The sequence below is a fragment of the Thauera sp. SDU_THAU2 genome (assembly GCF_038260575.1).
In the GTDB taxonomy this organism is placed as follows: Bacteria; Pseudomonadota; Gammaproteobacteria; order Burkholderiales; family Rhodocyclaceae; genus Thauera.
Window position 1 is genome coordinate 4,573,991 of sequence record NZ_JBBWUN010000003.1, and the last position, 18,297, is coordinate 4,592,287.

Consider the following 18,297-nt stretch of genomic DNA (forward strand, 5'->3'; position numbering starts at 1 on the left):
TGCGTCAGGCTCCGCGAACCAGCGGGATGACCTGTGCGGTCCCGCCGGCGGCCGTACAGGGCAGGCCGAGTTCGCCCAGCGCCGCCAGTACGCGCTCGGGGGCGATGTCGGTCAGGCAGCGGGTGTGGCCCAGCGGGCAGACGCGCTTGAAACAGGGCGAACAGTCGAGCCGCAGGGTCTGGATGGAGACGCGCGAGGACAGCGGCGGCGTGTGTTCCGGGCTGGACGAGCCGTAGATCGCCACCAGCGGCACGTCGAGTGCGGCGGCGACGTGCATCAGGCCGGAGTCGTTGGTGACGGCGGCGGCGCTCATCGCCAGCAGGTCGACCGCGTCGCCGAGCGCGGTGAGGCCGGCCAGGTTGTGCACCGCCGGGTTGCCGGCAGCGATGACCTCGCCGGCTTCGCGGTCCTTGTTCGAGCCGAGCACCCAGATCTGGAAGCCCTGTTCGGCCAGGCTGCGCGCCAGCGCGGCGAAGTGCGGGATCGGCCACTGCTTGGCGGGGCCGTATTCGGCGCCGGGCATGAAGGCGACGGCCGGCACTTCGGCGGGCAGGCCGTGCTTCTCGCGCAGGTGGGGCTGGTTGTCGGCCTGGGCGACCAGCCTTGGCATCGGGAGGGGTTCCGGCAGCGGCGTGCCGGCCGGCGCGGCGAGGGCAGTGAAGCGCTGCACCGTCATCGGCAGCGCCACCTTGTCGAGTTTGCGCAGGTCGTTGAGCAGGATGTAGCGCATCTCGCCGCGGAAGCCGGTGCGCTGCGGAATGCCGGCGAAGAAGGGCACGAAAGCCGACTTCAGCGAGCCGGGCAGCACGATCGCTTGGTCGTAGCCTTCGCCCGCCAGCGACTTGCCCAGTTGACGGCGTTTGCCGAGATCGAACTCGCCGTGGCCGAGCGGCATCACCACGCCGCGCCGCACTTCCGGCATGCGCTCGAGGATCGGCAGCGACCAGCCCGGCGCGAGCACGTCGATGTCGCAGGCGCCGCGCTGCTTGAGCGCCTTGAACAGGCTCTGCGCCATCACCATGTCGCCGACCCACGAGGGGCCGACGACGAGAATCTTGCGCGAGGTGGCGGACGTCATGCCTGCGGCGGTCCGCTCAGCCGCGCGCGGCGAGCCAGTCGAGGTAGGCCGGCACGCCGGTCTCGACGTTCATGAAGGGGCGCTCGTAGCCGGCGGCGCGCAGCGCGCCCATGTCGGCTTCGGTGAAGCTCTGGTAGCGGCCCTTCAGGTGGTCGGGGAAGGCGATGTAGTCGATGCCGCCGCCTTCGTGGCCCTGCGCGCGGTGCCAGCGGGTGGCGGCGTGGGCGACGTCGTTGAAGCTCTGCGCGCGGCCGGTGCCGAGGTTGAAGATGCCCGACACCTGCGGGTTGTCGAGCAGCCACAGGTTGACCGCGACGATGTCATCCACGTGGATGAAGTCGCGCCGCTGCTCGCCGGGGCCGTAGCCGTCGCTGCCTTCGAACAGGCGCACGCGGCCCGATTCGGCGAGCTGGTTGTAGAAGTGGAAGGCAACGCTGGCCATGCTGCCCTTGTGCTGCTCGCGCGGGCCATAGACGTTGAAGTAGCGCAGGCCGACGACCTGGCTGCCGATGCCGGCCAGTTTCGTGCGCAGATGGCAGTCGAACTGGAACTTGGAGTAGGCGTACATGTTCAGCGGCTGCTCGAACTCGCGCGCTTCGCGGAACACCGGCCCCATGCCGTACACCGAGGCCGACGAGGCGTAGATCAGCGGTACCTTGCCAGCCACGCACCAGGCCAGCACGGCCTTGGTGTATTCGTAGTTCACCTTCATGACGAAGCGGCCGTCCCACTCGGTGGTCGAGGAGCAGGCGCCTTCGTGGAACACCGCCTCGACGCTACCGAAGTCCTCGCCGGCCTGGATGCGGGCGAGGAAGTCGTCCTTGTCCATGTAGTCGAGGATGTCGGCGTCCGACAGGTTGAGGCATTTGCGCCCGTCGGTGAGGTCGTCGACCACCAGGATGTCGCGGATGCCGCGGGCGTTGAGGCCATGAACGATGTTGCTGCCGATGAAGCCGGCGCCGCCGGTGACGATGATCATGCTGGTTTCCTTCAGTCTGGTGTGCCGCTGCCGCGCAGCGCGGCGGCGAGTTCTTCGGGGCTGACGGTGGCGGTGCCGAGCTTGCCGACGACGATACCGGCGGCGACGTTGGCCACCGCGGTCGCCTCGGCCAGCGCCAGGCCGCAGGCCAGGCCGGCGCCGAGCACCGCGACCACGGTGTCGCCGGCGCCGGTGACGTCGAACACGTCGCGGGCGCGGGTCGGCAGGTCGAGCGGCGCCTGGCCGGCCTGCAGCAGCGTCATGCCGCGCTCGGATCGGGTGATCAGCACGGCGTCGAGTTGAAGCGAGGCACGCAGCGCTTCGCCGCGCTCGCGCAGTGTCGCTTCGTCGGCGCAATGGCCCACCACCGCCTCGAACTCGCTCATGTTGGGGGTGATCACGGTGGCGCCGCGGTAGCGGTCGAAATCCGTGCCCTTGGGGTCGACCACGACCGGCACGCCGCGTTCGCGGGCGCTGCGGATCAGGCTGCCGGCCTGGGCCAGCGTGCCCTTGCCGTAGTCGGACAGCACGGCTGCGCCGGCGCCGGGCAGGGTGTCGCCGAAAGCCTGTTCGATGCCGGCCGATTCCAGCACCGCGAAGCTGTCCTCGAAGTCGAGCCGGATCAACTGCTGGTGGCGGCTGATGATGCGCAGCTTGGTGATCGTCGGGTGCTGCGGCGCTTCGAGCAGGCGGCAGGCGACCTGGCCGGCTTCGAGCTTCTCGCGCAGGCGCTGCGCCGCTTCGTCGCGGCCGACCAGCGCCACCAGTTCTGTGTTCGTGCCCAGCATCGCAGCGTTGAGCGCGACGTTGCCGGCGCCGCCGGCGCGGTACTCGTCGGCTTCGACCTTGACCACCGGTACCGGCGCCTCGGGCGAGATGCGGTTGGTCGAGCCGTGCCAGTAGCGGTCGAGCATGACGTCGCCGACGATCACGAGGCGACCGCGGGAAAACTCGGGCAGGGAAGTCGTCATGGCTCGGCTTGGGCGCAGGGATGGCGGGGGCGGAATTATCCCACGAAGCCGCGTGGTGCTGGGAGAAGGGCCTGAGAGAGGGTGTCGGGGGAGGGGCGCATGGCGTTCAGCGGTTGAACCAGCGCAGCTCCACGCCCCAGCTTTCCACGTCCAGCCGCGTCGTCTGGCCGCAGCCGAAGTCCAGTCCCAGCCAGCGTTCGGGCGGCAGGCCGAGCAGGTGGCCGGCCAGCACGCGCAGCGGGCCGCCATGGGCGACCACCACGACCGCTGCGGCCGGGGCCGCGGCCCGCAGTTCTTCCAGCCAGTGCAGCACCCGCGCCGTCATTTCGCGCGCGGATTCGCCGCCGGGGGCGCGAAAGCCCAGCGGGTCGGCCACCCAGTCGTCGATGGCCTCGCCGATGTCGTCGAAGGCGCGCCCTTCCCATTCGCCGAAATGGATCTCCTTCAGGCGTTCGTCCAGCCGGGGCGCGCCGAGTTCGTCGGCGAGCATCCGTGCGCGTACGAGCGGGCTGGCGTGCAGGTCGAAGCGCTCCGGCAGCAGCGGACGCAGGCGTGCGGCGACGTCGGCGGCGGATTCGGCGATGCCGATATCGAGCTGCCCGTAGCAGACGCCCGGCTCGACTGCGGGGCGGGGGTGGCGGATGAGGTGGAGTTCCATCGTCGTAAGGCCGGTATCGGTTGCTAGGTGGCGGCGAACAGCGCGGTCAGCCGGGGCGCGGCCAGCAGGCCGGCGTAGCAGGCCAGTTCGGCCAGCTGCTGGGTGGCGCCGAGCAGGTCGCCGGTATGGCCGCCGAGCCGGCGCAGGCACAGGCGTGCGCACCAGGCGGTGACGAGGGCCGTGGCGGCGAGGGCCGCTACGGCTTCGGCCGGCGTCAGCAGTGCCAGCGGCAGCAGGCCGCAGAGACAGGCGATGGCAAGCCCGGCCGGCGTCAGGCGCTGCGCCAGCGGCCGGGATTTGCTGCTGTCGTCGTCGCGTGCATAGGGCAGCAGATGGACCAGGCTGGTGGCCGCCAGGCGCGACAGCGGATGGGCGACCAGCAGCGCAGCGACGATGCCGGCCGGCATGCCTTGCGCGTCGAAGCTGCCGACCGCCGCCAGTTCCACCAGCGCCGCGGTCTTCGCCAGCAGCATCAGCACGATGCCGATCGCGCCGTAGCTGCCGATGTGCGAGTCCTTCATGATCGCCAGCGCCTGGGCCTTGTCCCAGCCGCCGCCGAGGCCGTCGCAGGCGTCGGCGAAGCCGTCCTCGTGCAGCGCGCCGGTGAGGCGGATGGTGAGCGCCATCGACAGCACGACCGCCAGCGCCGGCGGCAGCAGCCACGACAGCGCGAGGTAGCCCGCCGCGCCGGCGAGGCCCACGATCCAGCCGATCAGCGCCAGGTAGCGCACCGCATGGCGCAGGCGCTCGGGCGACCAGGGCACCCAGGCGGGTACCGGCAGGCGGGTGAAGAAACCCAGCGCGGTGAAGAACAGTTCCGCCTGGCGGCGCATCGGCGCGTCAGCGCAACGCGCTCAGGTCATCCATCGCGTGCTCACTGCTGGCGGAATCGACGCCGGCCGACTCGAAGCTCGCCATGTCGTTGAGGAAATTCACCGCCGCCTGCAGCAGCGGCCAAGCCAGTGCAGCGCCGGTGCCCTCGCCGAGGCGCAGATCGAGTTCAACCAGCGGCTGGGTCATCAGGAAGGCCAACTGCACGCGGTGGCCGGGCTCGAGCGAGCGGTGGGCGAACACGCAGTAGGGCAGCAGGTTCGGGTTGAGGGCGTGGGCAACCAGCAGCGCCGAGGTGACGATGAAACCGTCGATGACGATCAGCATGCGCCGCTCGGCTGCGCCGAGCATGGCGCCGGCCATCATCGCGATTTCGAAGCCGCCGTATTCGGACAGCGCCTGCAGCGGATCGGTCGGCCAGCCGCCGCGATGCAGCGCTTCCTTCAGCAGTTCGCGCTTGTATGCCAGGCCCGTGTCGTCGAGTCCGGTGCCGGGCCCGGTCACGGTGTAGAGGTCCGCGCCGTGTTCGGCACCGATCAGGCAGGTCGTCAGCAGGGAAGCCGAGGCGGTATTGCCGATGCCCATTTCGCCGAAGCCGACGCAGTTGCAGCCCTTGTCCGCCAGGGCGTAGGCGATCTCGCGTCCGCGCTGCAGCGCGGCATCGCACTGCTCGGCGGTCATGGCCGGCTGTTCGAGGTAGCTTGCCGTGCCGTAGGCGATCTTGGCGTCGATGAGGCCGTCGCGCTCGCCGAAGTCATGGTTGACGCCGGCATCGACCACGCTCAGCCCCAGTTCCATCTGTCGACAGAAGACGTTGATCGCGGCACCGCCGGTGAGAAAGTTCTCCACCATCTGCCAGGTGACGTCCTGCGGATAGGCCGACACGCCCGCCCGCGCCGCGCCGTGGTCGCCGGCGAAGATGACGATCTGGGGCTGGCGCAGTTCGGGTTCCAGCGTCTGCTGGACGAGGCCGATCTGCAAGGCGAGTGACTCCAGTCGGCCGAGCGCGCCGAGCGGCTTGGTCTTGCGGTCGATTTTCTGCTGCAGTGCTGTGGCGAGTGCCTGGTTCGGGGGAATGATGTGGGTCTGCATGAGGGATTCGTGGGTGCTGTCGTTCGGTTGCGGTCGCGACGGGGCGCAGGTACGAGACGAAAGGTAGCAGATCGCGATAGTTGCGGCACGTCGGGCTTGCCCAGGTGTGGCGGGATCGGCTTGTGATTGATTCTCGTTTAATTTGATTGTCATTGACTGTATCATCGCAACCGGATTTTTCGGCGATGCCTGTCCCTGGCGCATCGTGGCTCGAATCGCGTGCTCTGCGGGAGGCAGGAATGACGGAAGCGGTCCTTGGGGATGTGTTCGGTAGCGAGCTGGCCGGCGGCGAGCCGCTGCCGCCGGCTGCAGTGCCGGCCGTGGCCGGCGATGGGCCGCGGGTGCTGCCTTTCGCCTTTGCCGGCAAGGGCGGCGAGTTCTTCCGCATCTGGATCGTCAACGTGCTGTTGTCCATCGTCACGCTGGGCATCTATTCGGCCTGGGCCAAGGTGCGCACGCAGCGCTACTTCTACGGCAACACCAGCCTGGACGGCAGCAGTTTCGAATACCTGGCGACGCCGAAGCAGATCCTGAAGGGAAGGCTGATCGCCTTCGCGCTGTTCGCGATCTACGTCGTCGCCGACAGTCTGGTGCCGCTGGTCGGTGCGGCGCTGATGCTGTTGCTGATGATCGCCACGCCGTGGATCGTGGTGCGTTCGCTGGCCTTCCGCAACCATCACAGCGCCTGGCGCGGCGTGCGCTTCGGCTTCGACGGCAAGGTGGGCGAGGCGGTGAAGGCGCTGCTGCTGTGGCCGCTGGCCGGCGTGCTGAGCCTGGGCCTGCTGATGCCGCTGGCGATGCAGCGCCAGCAGCGCTTCGTGATCGACAACGCGCGCTACGGCACCAGCCGTTTCGGCTTCGAGGCGGGGGCGCGCCCGTTCTACCGCCTGTTCGGGCTGGCGCTGCTGATCGCCGCCGCCGGCGGCGTGATCGGCTTCCTGCTCGGCATGCTGTTCCCGCCGCTGGGCATGGTGGCGATGGCCCTCGTCTGGCTGGTGCTGGTCGCATGGTTCAAGGCCCGTTTCACCAACCTGGTGTTCGGCGGCAGCGTGCTCGGCGGGCATCGCTTCGTCGCCCGCTACGAGTTCGGTTCGTACCTGATGCTGATGCTCGGCAACGCGCTGGGCATGGTGCTGACGCTGGGCCTGTTCTACCCCTGGGCCAGGGTGCGTAACGCGCGCTACGCGGCCGAGCATACCGATTTCGTTGCCGAGGACGATCTCGACGGTTTCGTCGCCACGCAGCGCGATGCGGTGTCCTCGACCGGCGGCGAGATGGCCGAACTGTTCGACGTGGATGTTGGTTTGTGATGCAGCCATCCGCGACTCCGGCCGGCGCCACGGCGGACGGAATCGCCGGTGCCTACTTTGCGCCGGGCGGCTCGGCGCGGGTGCGGGCGGTACTGCGTAGCGGCGCCGATGGCGCATGGATCGAAGCCGGTAACGGCGGGATGCTCGCCGGCCCGCAGTCGCTCGCCGCGCTGGAGGTGAGTTCGCGCGTGGGCGACACGCCGCGATTCATCCGCTTTCCTGACGAGGGCGCGTTCGAGACCGCCGACAACGCCGCGGTCGACGCGCTGTTGACGCCGCTGCGGCCGCGCCACGATCTGGCCCACCGGCTGGAATCGCGGCTGCGCTATGTGCTGCTCGGCCTGGCGGTGACGGTGGTCTTCGCCTGGGGCGTGGTACGCCATGGCATTCCGGCGCTGGCCGAGTCGGCGGCGCACGCGGTGCCGCCGCATCTGGCGGCGCGGCTGGGCGACGGCGTGCTCGAACTGCTCGATGGCAGCATGCTCGGGCCCAGCACGCTGTCCGACGAAGAACAGGCGCGGCTGCGCGTGCGCTTCGAGCCCTTCATGCGCGATGCCGGCGGCGGTATGCCGCTGCGGGTGGAGTTCCGCGACGCTGCCGACACCCTGGGGCCGAATGCGTTGGCGCTGCCGTCGGGCACGGTGGTGTTCACCGACCAACTGGTGCAGCTGGCCGGCAGCGACGAGGAGCTGATCGGCGTGCTCGCCCACGAGATCGGCCACATCGAGCACCGCCACGCCCTGCGCCGTGCGATCCAGGGTTCGGCCGTGGGCCTGGCGGCGACGGTGCTGAGCGGCGACGTGTCGTCGATCTCGTCGGTGGTCGCGGCCGTGCCGGTGATCCTCACCGAGCTCGGCTATTCGCGCGATTTCGAGTTCGAGGCCGATCGCCACGCAGCCGAGGTGCTGCAACGGCACGGCCTGCCGCCCGCGCTGCTGGGCAGCCTGCTGGCGCGGCTGGACAAGCGCCATGCCGCAGGTTGCGGGCAGGAGGCCGGCGGGGCCCACGACGACTGCCATGACGAAGGCTGGTGGCGCTACCTCTCCACCCATCCGCCGACTGCGGAACGGATCCGCAGGCTGGACGAAGCCGGCGGGCAATGACTTCAGGCGGGATCGGCGGGTAGATCCTGATACAGCTCTGCCAGTACCAGCGTGAAGCCGAAGGCGGGCAGGGTCAGCCTGGCGGCTTCGCCGCTGGCTTCGGTCAGCAGCCAGTCGCCTTCGGCGGTGCGGGAATAGCATTCGACGTGGGTGCGATCCTGCGACAGGAACAGCACCGTCTTGAGCCCGGGGAAGCGGCGATAGGCGGCGAACTTGGCGCCGCGGTCGTAGGCTTCGGTCGAGGGCGGCAGCACTTCGGCGATCAGCACCGGCTCTTCCTTGAGCTGGCGGCGTTCGCGGTCGGCGTCCGAGCAGGTGACGAAGACGTCGGGGTAGAAAAGGTCGCTCGCTTCAGCCAGGCGCAGGCGGACGTCGGACATGAAGACATTGCAAGGTGTGCCCCTGAATGCGGCACGCAGGGCAAATGCGGTATTCAGGCCGATGACGTTGTGCACGTCCGACCCGCCGGCCATCATGAAGGCTTCGCCGTGGAAAAATTCCCAGCGTTCAGGCTGGTCCGCTTCCCAGGCGAGGAATTCATCCAGCGTCATCGCATGCTTTTCCGCAGGCAGGCCCATGGCAGTCTCCCGTGTCGTCCGTCGGCTTCCAGTTTAGCCGCCCTTCAGCACCAGCGGCAGGCCGGCGGCGACGAACACCACGCGTGGGCACAGCGCGGCGACGGCCTGGTTCAGCCGTCCGGCTTCGTCGCGGAACAGGCGGCCGAGCGGGGTTTCCGGCACCAGGCCGAGGCCGACTTCGTTGGCGACCAGGATGATGCGGCCGGGCAGCGTCGGCAGGGTGGCGAGCAGGGCGTCGCGTTCGGCGCGGAACAGCGGCAGGGCTTCGGCATCGGCGCCGGGTGGCAGGCTGTCGGCGTCGATCAGCAGGTTGGCCAGCCACAGCGTCAGGCAGTCCACCAGCAGGCAGCGCTCGGGTGTGGCTTCGCGGCGCAGTGCGGCGGCCAGCGCCACGGGCGCTTCGACGGTGCGCCAGCCTGCCGGCCGGTCGGCCTGGTGGCGGCGGATGCGGGCCGCCATTTCGTCGTCGAGTGCCTCGGCGGTGGCGATCACGGTGACGGCCAGGCCGGATGCGGCGGCGCGGCTTTCGGCTTCGCGGCTCTTGCCGGAACGGGCGCCACCCAGGATCAGTTCGTATGTCATGGTGCTGATTGCCTTTTTCGCCGCTGGGGCCTTGTGCTGGTGCAGTGCACGATACTGGCCGGTACGGTATCATCCGCCCCCACTGCCCCGGAAGGGGCGGCGCGTCATCGGTGCCCGCGGGCGATTCACGCCCGGGGTTGAACGGGAAACAGGTGCGCGGCCCATCTCGCCATGAGGCCGCAATGCCTGTGCTGCCCCCGCAACGGTAGGTGTGCGCAAGGTGGACCACGCAGCCACTGGGTTCATGACCTGGGAAGGCGGTCCATCCGTCCGGCCGGCAGGCTGGTACACACACGAGCCCGGAGACCGGCCGGAACGCGAAAGGCGGATGTGTCGCGGGGTGGCGGCGATGGCATGGCGTGTTCCGTGGCGCCGTTCGTTTCCTTTTCCCTCCCTGGACCGTCCTGTTGCGTATCGCCATGGCGCGCGGGGACGCGGCGCCTTGGCGCAGGGAGATCCAAACGATGAAGATCCGCTTCTGTACCACGGCGATCGCCGTTGCCAGCGCTTTTCCGATGTATCTACCGTCCGCGCTCGCGCAGGACGCGTTGGGGGAGGTCGTCGTCACCGCCACCCGCCAGCAGCAGCGCGCCGACGAGAGCTTGTCCAGCGTCGATGTGATCACGCGCGAGCAGATCGAACGCGGCGGCCACAGCACGCTGACCGACCTGCTGGCGGCACAGCCCGGCATCCAGGTGAGCAGCAACGGCGGCCCCGGCGCCAATACCGGCATCTTCATCCGCGGCGCCAATTCCGGGCATACGCTGGTGCTCGTCGATGGCATGCGGGTCGGCTCGGCGACCTCCGGCCAGCCTGCGCTGGAGACGATTCCGCCCGAACTGATCGAGCGCATCGAGATCCTGCGCGGGCCGGCGAGTGCGCTGTACGGCTCGGACGCCATCGGCGGCGTGATCCAGATCTTCACGCGCAAGGGCACGGCGGGCTTCCATCCCAGCCTGCGCGTGGGCGCCGGTACCGAGCACAGCTACGCCCTCGGCGCGACGGTGGCCGGCGGCCAGGATCGCCTGCGCTACAACCTGTCGGCGGGGCGCGAGCGCACCGACGGCTTCAATGCACGAAAGAATCCTGCCACCGCGGCCGATCGCGATCGCGACGGCTTCCACAACGACTACCTGAGCGCTTCCGCCGCGCTGGGATTCAGGGACGATGACGAGATCGGGCTGACGCTGTTCCATTCCGAAGGGCGCAACTGGTTCGATTCCGACACCGAATACGATGCCCGCGTGAGCAAGGGGCTGGATACCGCCGGCATCCACATGCGCAACAAGCTCGCCGACGGCTGGGTGAGCACGCTGCGCCTGGGCTACAGCAAGGACCGTTCGCACAGCAAATGGAGCACGGCGCCGACGGACCGCTTCGACACCGAGCAGACCCAGTTCGCGTGGCAGAACGACGTCTCGCTGGGCGGCGGCCTGCTGCTCGCGGCGGTCGAGCATCTGGAGCAGAGCATCGACACCACCGGCACCTACGAACGCGACACGCGCCGGGTGAATTCGGCGCTGCTGGGCTGGGGCGGGCAGTTCGACAAGCATCATCTGCAGATCAACGCACGCCACGACGACGATTCGCAGTTCGGCGGCAAGACCACCGGGCTGCTCGCCTACGGCTACCAGTTCCTGCCCGAATGGCGGCTGCGCGGCAGCATCGGCACGGCCTTCAAGGCGCCGACCTTCAACGACCTGTACTTCCCGCTCGCCTGCTTCCCGCCTTTCGGCTGCTTCGGAGGCAACCCGGACCTGAAGCCCGAGGAATCGCTGAACCGCGAAATCGGCCTGGTCTGGGAGCAGGGCGGGCTGCAGATGACGGCCACCTACTACAACAACCGGGTGAAGAACCTGATCCAGTGGGGCAGCACCCCGGACAACGTCGGCCGCGCCAGGCTGGAAGGGCTGGAATGGGGCGTGAGCGCGACCGTGGCCGACTACCGCGTGCGGGCGACGATCGACCTGCTCGATGCCAAGGACGAGGATACGGATGCGCGCCTGGTGCGCCGCGCGCGCCGCGCGGGCTCGCTCGGCATCGACCGCACGGTCGGCAAGTGGAGCTGGGGGGCCGAATGGCGCGGGCAGAGCGAGCGCGAGGACGCCGGCACGCGGCTGGGCGGCTACGGCATCGTCAATGCCTGGGTCCATCACCAACTGACGCCCGAACTGCGGCTCGAGCTGCGGGCGAACAACGTCTTCGACAAGGACTACCAGCTTGCCCGCAACTTCGCCACCGCCGGTGCCAACGCTTTCGTCACACTGCGCTATGCGCCGCGCTGAGCCGTCGTTCCCCATGCCCGCCGTCCGTTTCTCCATGCTTGCCGCCGCACTGGTGCTGCCTTTTCCGCTGCTGGCAGCGCCCGCGCCGGGCGGCGGCGCGCTCGAAGCCGTCGTCGTCACCGCCTCCCGCCAGCAGCAGCGCATCGAGGACAGCCTGGCCGCGGTGGAGGTGATCGAACGCGAGGACATCGAGCGCGCCGGGCATTCCTCGCTGATCGAGGTGTTGCGGGCGCTGCCCGGCATCCGGGGCACGGCCAACGGCGGCGCGGGGGCGAATGCGAACGTCTACGTCCGGGGCGCCGAGGCGCGGCACACGCTGCTGCTGATCGACGGCCTGCGGGTCGGCTCGGCCAGTTCGGGGGCGCCGACGCTGGAGAACATTCCGCTCGGCCTGATCGAGCGCATCGAAGTGCTGCGCGGGCCGGCCAGCGCGCTGTACGGCTCGGAGGCCATCGGCGGCGTGATCCAGGTGTTCACCCGCAAGGGCGAGGCGGGCTTCAGGCCGGAGCTCTTCGTCGGCTACGGCTCCGAACACACCCGCAAGGCATCGGCCGCGCTGTCGGGCGGGGTCGGGCGGCTGCGCTACAGCCTGAACGTGGGCGCCGAGCACACCGACGGCTTCAACTCGAAGCGCGACCCGGCCTTCTGGGCGGGCACGCCGCCGCGGACGTCCTACTGGGCGGACGACGACGGCTTCCGCAACACCCATGCCGGCGGCTCGGTCACGCTGGGCTTCCGCGACAGGGACGAGATCGGCCTGGGTTTCACGTACTCGGACAGCCGCAGCCGTTACGATGCCTCGGCGGCGAGTTATTTCGACTCCTGGATGGACAAGACCGCCGGTACGCTGAGCCTGCATCTGCGCAACGAGCTGCGTGCCGGCTGGACCAGCACCCTGCGCCTGGGCCGCAGCATCGACGAGTCGCTGAACCGGGCGAGCGCCGCGGCGCCGAGCCGGCACGATACCGAGCAGGATCAGTTGATGTGGCAGCACGACGTCGATCTGGCGCTGGGCAGGCTGCTGCTGGCCTATGAATACGTCGAAACCCGGCTCGACAGCACCACCGTGTACAACAAGGACAGCCGCCGGGTGAATTCGCTGCTGCTCGGCTGGTCGGCGCAGATCGACGCCCACCACCTGCAGCTCAACGCCCGCCACGACGACAACTCCCAGTTCGGCGGCAAGACCACCGGCCTGCTCGCCTACGGCTACGACCTGACACCTTCGCTGCGCCTGCGCGGCAGCATCGCCACCGCCTTCAACGCGCCGACCTTCAACCAGCTCTACTGGCCGATGGCGTCGTCGCCGACCAGCTACCACGGCAATCCCGATCTGAAGCCGGAGCGGGCGCTGAACCGCGAACTCGGCATCCGCTGGACCCGGGGGGCGCACAGCGTCGAACTGAACTACTTCGACAACCGGGTCAAGGACCTGATCGCCGGCAACCCGGTGTATGCGTTGCGGGGACAGCAGGTCAACGTCGCCGAGGCGCGGCTCAAGGGCGCGGAGCTCGGCTACATGCTGTCGCTGGGCGCATTCACCGTCAGCGCGGGCCTGGACTGGCTGGATGCGAAGGACGAGCAGAACGGCCGGCGGCTGCCGCGGCGGGCACGGCAGTCCGGTTTTCTGCGGCTGGCCCATGCCGCCGGGCCGCTGGACTGGGGCGTGGAATGGAACGGCGCCGGCCGCCGCCACGACGATGCGGCCAACACCGTGGATCTGCACGGCTACGGCCTGCTCGATGCCTATCTGCATTACCGCCTGTCGCCGCAATGGCGGGTCGAGGCGCGGGCGAACAACCTGCTCGATGCGGACTACGAACTGGCGCGGGGCTATCGCACGCCGGGTGCCAGCGTGTTCGTCGGGCTGCGTTATGCGCCGCGCTGACGGCGCCTCCGGCTGCCGATCCGGATGAAGCCGCGCACCCATGCCGTGTCGGTGATTGCTGCGCTGCTGGCGGCCGGCGTGCTGGCCTTCGCATGGGCGTTGATGGCGGGCGAGATGCCGATCGGGCCGGGCGAAGTGCTGGTCGCGCTGGCCGGCGGCGATGGCATGGCCGCCGGCATCGTGCGCGAGCTGCGCCTGCCGCGCGCGGTCGCCACCTTCGTCTGCGGCGGCCTGCTCGCTATGGCCGGCGCGGTGATGCAGGTGCTGCTGCGCAATCCGCTGGCCGACCCCTACATCCTGGGCATTTCCGGCGGCGCGGCGGTCGGCGCGCTGGTGGCGATCCTGCTCGGGGCGGCTTCGCTGTGGGTCGATGCGCTGGCCTTCGCCGGTGCGCTGACGGCGATGCTGCTGGTGTTCGGCCTGGCGCACGGCGACGGCAGCTGGACGCAGACGCGGCTGCTGCTGACCGGCGTCATCGTCGCCGCCGGCTGCGGCGCGGCGGTGACCCTGATGCTGGCGCTGGCGTCCGACGTACGCGTGCAGTCGATGCTGTTCTGGCTGATGGGCGACGCCAGCGGCGCGGCGCGGCCCTGGCCCGGGCTGGTCGTGCTGGTGCTGGGGCTGCTGGCGGTGATGCCCTTCGCGCGCGACCTCAACGTGCTGGCGCGCGGCGAGCTGAATGCGCGGGCGCTCGGCGTCGACGTGCGCCGCCTGCGCATGGGCCTGTACGTGCTGGCTTCGCTGCTGACCGCCACCGCGGTGACGCTGATCGGTTCGGTGGGCTTCGTCGGCCTGATCGTGCCGCATCTGGTGCGGCTGGCCCTGGGCAACGACCAGCGCACGCTGATTCCGGCGGCGGCGCTGGCCGGCGGTGCCTTGCTGACGGTGGCCGATACCGCCGCGCGCACCGTGATCGCGCCGCAGCAACTGCCGGTGGGCGTGCTGACCGCGCTGATCGGCGTGCCGGTGTTCCTGTTCCTGCTGGCGAGGCACCGGCGATGAGCAGGGCCGGCAGCGCGATGAACGAGACCGGGCCGCTGCTCGAAGCCGAAGGCCTCGCGCTGCAGGTGGGCGAGCGCTGGCTGTGCTGCGCCTTCAGCATGCGCCTGAAGCCGGGCGAATGCCTGGTCCTGCTGGGGCCGAACGGTGCGGGCAAGACCACCTTGCTGCACACCCTGGCCGGCTTGCGTGCGCCGTCGGTGGGCGAGGTGCGCATCGGCGGGCGGCCTTATGCCGGCTGGTCGGCGGCCGAGGCGGCGCGCTTTCGCGGGCTGCTGACGCAGCAGCAGCCCGATCTGTTCGCGGCCACCGTGCTGGAGACGGTGCTGATCGGCCGCCATCCGCATCTCGGCCGCTGGGGCTGGGAAACGGAACGGGACGAGGCCATCGCCCGCCGGGCGCTGGCCGACGTCGGCCTGCAGGGCTTCGAAAACCGCGACGTCCTGACCCTGTCCGGCGGCGAGCGCCAGCGCGTCGCCATCGCCGCGCTGCTGGCCCAGGCGCCGCGGCTCTTGCTGCTCGACGAGCCGCTGAACCACCTCGACCTCCACCACCAGATCGCCACGCTCGAACTGTTTCGCCGCCTCGTCCGCGGCGAGACGGGCTCTCCCACGCTGGAGCGCCTCCTGTCCGGCGCAGGGGCGCCTGGCGGAGGAGACGGCGGCAGGAAATCCGGCGTGGTGCTGGTACTTCACGACGTCAATCTTGCCGCCCGCTACGCGGATCACGTTATCCTGCTCGACGGCCGCGGCGGCGTCATCGCCGGCGATCGCGACAGCGTGATGCGCGCCGAGCTGTTGAGCCAGGCTTTCGGCCACCCCCTGAGCCGCTTCGAAAGCGAAGGGCGCATCGTCTTCGTTCCTGATTGAATCTCCGTCCGAGCCCGTGTTCCATGAGTCCTGTCCCTGATCTTGCAGCCTTCCGCGCCGGCCCGCTGCCGGGCCACGTCTATCTGGTGGGCGCCGGCCCGGGCGACCCGGAGCTGCTGACGCTGCGCGGTGCACGCCTGGTGGCCGCGGCGGACGTGGTGGTGTACGACAACCTGGTCGCGCCGGCCATCATCGATCTCGCGCCGGCCGCGGCCGAGCGCATCTACGTCGGCAAGAAGGCGGCCGACCACACCCTGCCTCAGCACGAGATCAATGCCCTGCTGGTGCGCCTGGCGCAGGCCGGCAAGCGCGTGGTGCGGCTGAAGGGCGGCGACCCCTTCATCTTCGGCCGCGGCGGCGAGGAGATGGAGGACCTGCTCGAAGCCGGCATCACCGTCGAAGTGGTGCCGGGCGTCACCGCGGCGGCGGGTATCGCCGCCTATGCCGGCATTCCGCTGACGCACCGCGACCACGCGCAGTCGGTGGTGCTGACCACCGGCTACCTGAAGGACGGCTCGCTCGATCTCGACTGGCCGCTGCTGGCCCATCGCGGCCAGACGCTGGTGATCTACATGGGGGTGTCGCGGCTGGCGGAGATCTGCGCCCAGCTCGTTGCCCACGGCCTGCCGGCGAGCACGCCCGCGGCCGTCATCGAGCGCGGCACCACGCATGCGCAGCGCGTCGCCAGGGCGGACCTTGCCACGCTGGCCGACGAGGTGAAGCGGCAGGGTATCCGGCCGCCGTCGCTGACGGTGGTGGGCGACGTCGTCAGCCTGTACCCGCGCCTGAACTGGTTCCAGCCGAGCGAGCCGCCGCCGTCCGCGCCGGCGCCGCATGCGGGCTGTACCGCAGTGCATCCCGGCGCCGGGCTGCCGGACGAGCAAGGCTGATGGCCGCTGCCGCGCGCTGCCCGGCGCTGTTTGTCGCTGCGCCTGCGTCGGGCCAGGGCAAGACCACCGTCACCGCCGCGCTTGCACGCATGCATACCCGGCTGGGGCGCAGGGTGCGGGTGTTCAAGTGCGGGCCGGATTTCCTCGACCCGCAGATCCACGCGGTCGCCAGCGGCGCACCGGTGTACAACGTCGACCTCGGCATGTGCGGCGAGGCCGACATCGCCCGGCGGCTGCACAAGGCGGCTTGCGAGGCCGACCTGATCCTGGTCGAAGGCGCCATGGGGCTGTACGACGGTGCGCCGTCGGGCGCGGACATCGCGCGCCGCTTCGGCATTCCGGTGATGGCGGTGATCGACGCGCGGGCGATGGCGCAGACTTTCGGCGCGGTGGCCTGGGGCCTGGCGCACTACCGGCCCGGCATTCCCTTCGCCGGCGTGCTCGCCAACCACGTCGGCAGCGCGCGCCACGCCGAGCTGCTGCGCGAGGCGCTGCCGGCGGGCATGCGCTGGTTCGGCGCGGTGACGCGCGACGCCGCCGCGGCTTTGCCGGAACGGCATCTCGGCCTGCTGCAGGCGCAGGAGATCGACGATCTCGGCATCCGCCTGGACCGCCTGGCCGACCACCTGGAACAGACCGGTGCTGCCGGGCTGCCGCCGGCCGTCGATTTTCCGGCGGCGCCGGCGCCGGCCGTTCCACCCCTGCTGGCCGGCAAGCGCATCGCGATCGCGCGCGACGCGGCCTACGGCTTCATCTACCCGGCCAATATCGATACCTTGCGCGCGCTGGGTGCCGAGCCGGTGTTCTTCTCGCCGCTGGCGGGCGAGGGCCTGCCCGCCGCGTGCGACGCGGTGTGGCTGCCGGGCGGCTATCCGGAACTGCACGGCGCCGCGCTCGCCGCCAACACCGGCTTCTGGGCCGGGCTGCGCACCCATGTGGCAGCCGGCAGGCCGCTGCTGGCCGAATGCGGCGGATGGATGAGCCTGCTCGACGCCGTCATCGACACGGCCGGCACCGCCCATGCCTTCGGCGGCCTGCTGCCGGGCCGCGCACGGATGCAGAAACGGCTCGCCGCGCTCGGCATGCAGCAGGCGGACTTTCCGCAAGGCCGCCTGACCGGCCACACCTTCCACTACTCGAAGGCCGACACGCCGCTCGAACCCTGGCTGCGCGCGCAGCGGCCGGACGGCGGCGAAGGCGAAGCCATTTACCGCGTGGGGGCCATCACCGCGTCCTACGTGCACTTCTGGTTTCCGTCATGCCCGGCGGCAGTGGCGGCGCTACTGGGCTGAAAGGGCCGAGGCACCGTCTCGAGCTTCAAATCTGCACAAGGCCGCACGAGCGTCTGGTATCCCCGCCGCGTCTTCCGCCGATAAAGATGATGCCATGCACACCACGCGTTCGCAGGGGCGGTTTCAGCCGCGAAAACTGTGCCTGGTTGGCCTCTCAGTCCCATCGCGGCTGAAGCGCCTACAGGGGCGTTCCCGATCTCGCAGATCCGCGCCTGCGCGGTGACTACGTAGCGCAGCGGACCGCCCGCGCGCAGCGCGTCGAACGGCCAGCAGGTCACCAGGGTGAGCTGGCGGCCGCTGTCCGGCTGGGCGAGCGGGCGGGTGTCGCGGTGGTCGAGCACCTCGCGGTGGGTGACGAAGTAGCGCAGCACCTCGCCATGGGCGGTTTCCAGTTCCAGTTCGCTGCCGTCCTCCAGCCATTGCAGGAAGGCGAAATGGGTGTCGCGGTGCGCGCCCAGCACGCTGTTGCCCGGTTCGCCCGGCTGCGCGGTGCCGTACAGGTGGCCCGGGCCGAAGGCCAGCGTGGCGCCGTCGGCGCCGGCCAGCACGTACACCTCCACGCCTTGCGCGGGGGCACTCAGGCGCGCCACCGGCCAGGTGTCCGCCCATGGCCAGGGGCGCGTGGGCGCGCCGCCGGCGCGGGTCTGCGCCCAGGCCTGGGTGATCAGGTGCTGGGCCAGCCAGGCCTTGGCGTGGATGTAGCCGGCCTGGCCGAACTGCCACAGCGCGGCGGCCAGCGCGAGCACCAGCGCGGCGCGCAGCAGGTGCGTGCGGCGCCGTTCGGCGTCGCGCCTGCGCGTGTCGCCAAGGCAGTCGGGGGCGGGCCAGGCGCATTCCACGCCGAGGAAATCGCAGCCGTTGCAGTGGTGGCAGTTTGTCGTGGCTTTCATGG

The 18,297-nt window shown here is 70.2% G+C and carries 17 protein-coding genes and 1 riboswitch; of the genes, 8 read left to right on the forward strand and 9 right to left on the reverse strand.

Annotated features, from left to right (window positions below):
• Positions 1 to 4 precede the first annotated feature (4 nt).
• The 6 genes from waaF to cobT all read right to left on the reverse strand — a co-directional run bounded on the left by waaF (position 5) and on the right by cobT (position 5,609).
• Complete coding sequence (waaF, locus tag AAFL97_RS23110) at positions 5 to 1,078, reverse strand: lipopolysaccharide heptosyltransferase II (RefSeq protein WP_341646926.1); 1,074 nt, start codon at positions 1,076 to 1,078, stop codon at positions 5 to 7.
• A 16-nt stretch (positions 1,079 to 1,094) separates the two neighbouring features.
• Positions 1,095 to 2,057, reverse strand: coding sequence for an ADP-glyceromanno-heptose 6-epimerase (gene rfaD / locus AAFL97_RS23115; protein WP_341646927.1), 963 nt, complete (start codon positions 2,055 to 2,057; stop codon positions 1,095 to 1,097).
• 11 nt (positions 2,058 to 2,068) lie between these two features.
• On the reverse strand, positions 2,069 to 3,028 hold the full coding sequence (gene rfaE1, locus AAFL97_RS23120) for a D-glycero-beta-D-manno-heptose-7-phosphate kinase (protein ID WP_341646928.1): 960 nt from the start codon (positions 3,026 to 3,028) through the stop codon (positions 2,069 to 2,071).
• A gap of 106 nt (positions 3,029 to 3,134) precedes the next feature.
• On the reverse strand, positions 3,135 to 3,686 hold the full coding sequence (gene cobC / locus AAFL97_RS23125) for an alpha-ribazole phosphatase family protein (RefSeq protein WP_341646929.1): 552 nt from the start codon (positions 3,684 to 3,686) through the stop codon (positions 3,135 to 3,137).
• 23 nt (positions 3,687 to 3,709) lie between these two features.
• Positions 3,710 to 4,519, reverse strand: coding sequence for an adenosylcobinamide-GDP ribazoletransferase (locus AAFL97_RS23130; protein WP_341646930.1), 810 nt, complete (start codon positions 4,517 to 4,519; stop codon positions 3,710 to 3,712).
• 7 nt (positions 4,520 to 4,526) lie between these two features.
• Complete coding sequence (gene cobT / locus AAFL97_RS23135; protein ID WP_341646931.1) at positions 4,527 to 5,609, reverse strand: nicotinate-nucleotide--dimethylbenzimidazole phosphoribosyltransferase; 1,083 nt, start codon at positions 5,607 to 5,609, stop codon at positions 4,527 to 4,529.
• 239 nt (positions 5,610 to 5,848) lie between these two features.
• On the opposite strand from cobT, the gene AAFL97_RS23140 reads away from it, so the two are divergent.
• A complete protein-coding gene (locus tag AAFL97_RS23140; RefSeq protein ID WP_341646932.1) occupies positions 5,849 to 6,919 on the forward strand; it encodes a YjgN family protein in 1,071 nt (356 codons plus the stop codon).
• A complete protein-coding gene (locus tag AAFL97_RS23145) occupies positions 6,919 to 8,022 on the forward strand; it encodes a M48 family metallopeptidase (RefSeq protein ID WP_341647227.1) in 1,104 nt (367 codons plus the stop codon). Before AAFL97_RS23140 ends, AAFL97_RS23145 begins: the two co-directional genes overlap by 1 nt.
• A 2-nt stretch (positions 8,023 to 8,024) precedes the next feature.
• On the opposite strand, the gene AAFL97_RS23150 is transcribed toward AAFL97_RS23145, so the two are convergent.
• Complete coding sequence (locus AAFL97_RS23150) at positions 8,025 to 8,600, reverse strand: Uma2 family endonuclease (protein WP_341646933.1); 576 nt, start codon at positions 8,598 to 8,600, stop codon at positions 8,025 to 8,027.
• Positions 8,601 to 8,633: 33 nt separating this feature from the next.
• Entirely contained in the window at positions 8,634 to 9,182 is a 549-nt protein-coding gene (gene cobU / locus AAFL97_RS23155) for a bifunctional adenosylcobinamide kinase/adenosylcobinamide-phosphate guanylyltransferase (RefSeq protein WP_341646934.1), read from the reverse strand.
• 107 nt (positions 9,183 to 9,289) lie between these two features.
• Positions 9,290 to 9,496: riboswitch (cobalamin riboswitch) on the forward strand.
• Between the two features lie 150 nt (positions 9,497 to 9,646).
• Between cobU and AAFL97_RS23160 the strand changes: the two genes are divergently transcribed.
• Genes AAFL97_RS23160 through AAFL97_RS23185 form a run of 6 tightly spaced genes read left to right on the forward strand, consistent with a single transcriptional unit; the run spans position 9,647 to position 17,405 of the window.
• Positions 9,647 to 11,467, forward strand: a complete 1,821-nt coding sequence (locus tag AAFL97_RS23160; protein ID WP_341646935.1) for a TonB-dependent receptor domain-containing protein — start codon at positions 9,647 to 9,649, stop codon at positions 11,465 to 11,467.
• A gap of 13 nt (positions 11,468 to 11,480) precedes the next feature.
• Complete coding sequence (locus AAFL97_RS23165; RefSeq protein ID WP_341646936.1) at positions 11,481 to 13,355, forward strand: TonB-dependent receptor domain-containing protein; 1,875 nt, start codon at positions 11,481 to 11,483, stop codon at positions 13,353 to 13,355.
• A gap of 24 nt (positions 13,356 to 13,379) precedes the next feature.
• Positions 13,380 to 14,357, forward strand: coding sequence for a FecCD family ABC transporter permease (locus tag AAFL97_RS23170; protein ID WP_341646937.1), 978 nt, complete (start codon positions 13,380 to 13,382; stop codon positions 14,355 to 14,357).
• Positions 14,354 to 15,223, forward strand: coding sequence for an ABC transporter ATP-binding protein (locus AAFL97_RS23175; RefSeq protein WP_341646938.1), 870 nt, complete (start codon positions 14,354 to 14,356; stop codon positions 15,221 to 15,223). The genes AAFL97_RS23170 and AAFL97_RS23175 overlap by 4 nt, the downstream gene beginning before the upstream one ends.
• A 23-nt stretch (positions 15,224 to 15,246) precedes the next feature.
• Positions 15,247 to 16,113, forward strand: coding sequence for a uroporphyrinogen-III C-methyltransferase (gene cobA, locus AAFL97_RS23180; RefSeq protein ID WP_341646939.1), 867 nt, complete (start codon positions 15,247 to 15,249; stop codon positions 16,111 to 16,113).
• On the forward strand, positions 16,113 to 17,405 hold the full coding sequence (locus AAFL97_RS23185) for a cobyrinate a,c-diamide synthase (protein ID WP_341646940.1): 1,293 nt from the start codon (positions 16,113 to 16,115) through the stop codon (positions 17,403 to 17,405). Before cobA ends, AAFL97_RS23185 begins: the two co-directional genes overlap by 1 nt.
• On the opposite strand, the gene AAFL97_RS23190 is transcribed toward AAFL97_RS23185, so the two are convergent.
• A complete protein-coding gene (locus AAFL97_RS23190) occupies positions 17,348 to 18,295 on the reverse strand; it encodes a class GN sortase (RefSeq protein ID WP_341646941.1) in 948 nt (315 codons plus the stop codon). The two genes, AAFL97_RS23185 and AAFL97_RS23190, sit on opposite strands and share 58 nt — an antisense overlap.
• Positions 18,296 to 18,297: the final 2 nt, after the last annotated feature.

Excerpts from the sequence above, each read along its gene's own strand:
- waaF (WP_341646926.1), bottom strand. The coding sequence starts at position 1,078 with ATGACGTCCGCCACCTCGCGCAAGATTCTCGTCGTCGGCCCCTCGTGG.
- rfaD (WP_341646927.1), bottom strand. The coding sequence starts at position 2,057 with ATGATCATCGTCACCGGCGGCGCCGGCTTCATCGGCAGCAACATCGTT.
- rfaE1 (WP_341646928.1), bottom strand. The coding sequence starts at position 3,028 with ATGACGACTTCCCTGCCCGAGTTTTCCCGCGGTCGCCTCGTGATCGTC.
- cobC (WP_341646929.1), bottom strand. The coding sequence starts at position 3,686 with ATGGAACTCCACCTCATCCGCCACCCCCGCCCCGCAGTCGAGCCGGGC.
- AAFL97_RS23130 (WP_341646930.1), bottom strand. The coding sequence starts at position 4,519 with ATGCGCCGCCAGGCGGAACTGTTCTTCACCGCGCTGGGTTTCTTCACC.
- cobT (WP_341646931.1), bottom strand. The coding sequence starts at position 5,609 with ATGCAGACCCACATCATTCCCCCGAACCAGGCACTCGCCACAGCACTG.
- AAFL97_RS23140 (WP_341646932.1), top strand. The coding sequence starts at position 5,849 with ATGACGGAAGCGGTCCTTGGGGATGTGTTCGGTAGCGAGCTGGCCGGC.
- AAFL97_RS23145 (WP_341647227.1), top strand. The coding sequence starts at position 6,919 with ATGCAGCCATCCGCGACTCCGGCCGGCGCCACGGCGGACGGAATCGCC.
- AAFL97_RS23150 (WP_341646933.1), bottom strand. The coding sequence starts at position 8,600 with ATGGGCCTGCCTGCGGAAAAGCATGCGATGACGCTGGATGAATTCCTC.
- cobU (WP_341646934.1), bottom strand. The coding sequence starts at position 9,182 with ATGACATACGAACTGATCCTGGGTGGCGCCCGTTCCGGCAAGAGCCGC.
- AAFL97_RS23160 (WP_341646935.1), top strand. The coding sequence starts at position 9,647 with ATGAAGATCCGCTTCTGTACCACGGCGATCGCCGTTGCCAGCGCTTTT.
- AAFL97_RS23165 (WP_341646936.1), top strand. The coding sequence starts at position 11,481 with ATGCCCGCCGTCCGTTTCTCCATGCTTGCCGCCGCACTGGTGCTGCCT.
- AAFL97_RS23170 (WP_341646937.1), top strand. The coding sequence starts at position 13,380 with ATGAAGCCGCGCACCCATGCCGTGTCGGTGATTGCTGCGCTGCTGGCG.
- AAFL97_RS23175 (WP_341646938.1), top strand. The coding sequence starts at position 14,354 with ATGAGCAGGGCCGGCAGCGCGATGAACGAGACCGGGCCGCTGCTCGAA.
- cobA (WP_341646939.1), top strand. The coding sequence starts at position 15,247 with ATGAGTCCTGTCCCTGATCTTGCAGCCTTCCGCGCCGGCCCGCTGCCG.
- AAFL97_RS23185 (WP_341646940.1), top strand. The coding sequence starts at position 16,113 with ATGGCCGCTGCCGCGCGCTGCCCGGCGCTGTTTGTCGCTGCGCCTGCG.
- AAFL97_RS23190 (WP_341646941.1), bottom strand. The coding sequence starts at position 18,295 with ATGAAAGCCACGACAAACTGCCACCACTGCAACGGCTGCGATTTCCTC.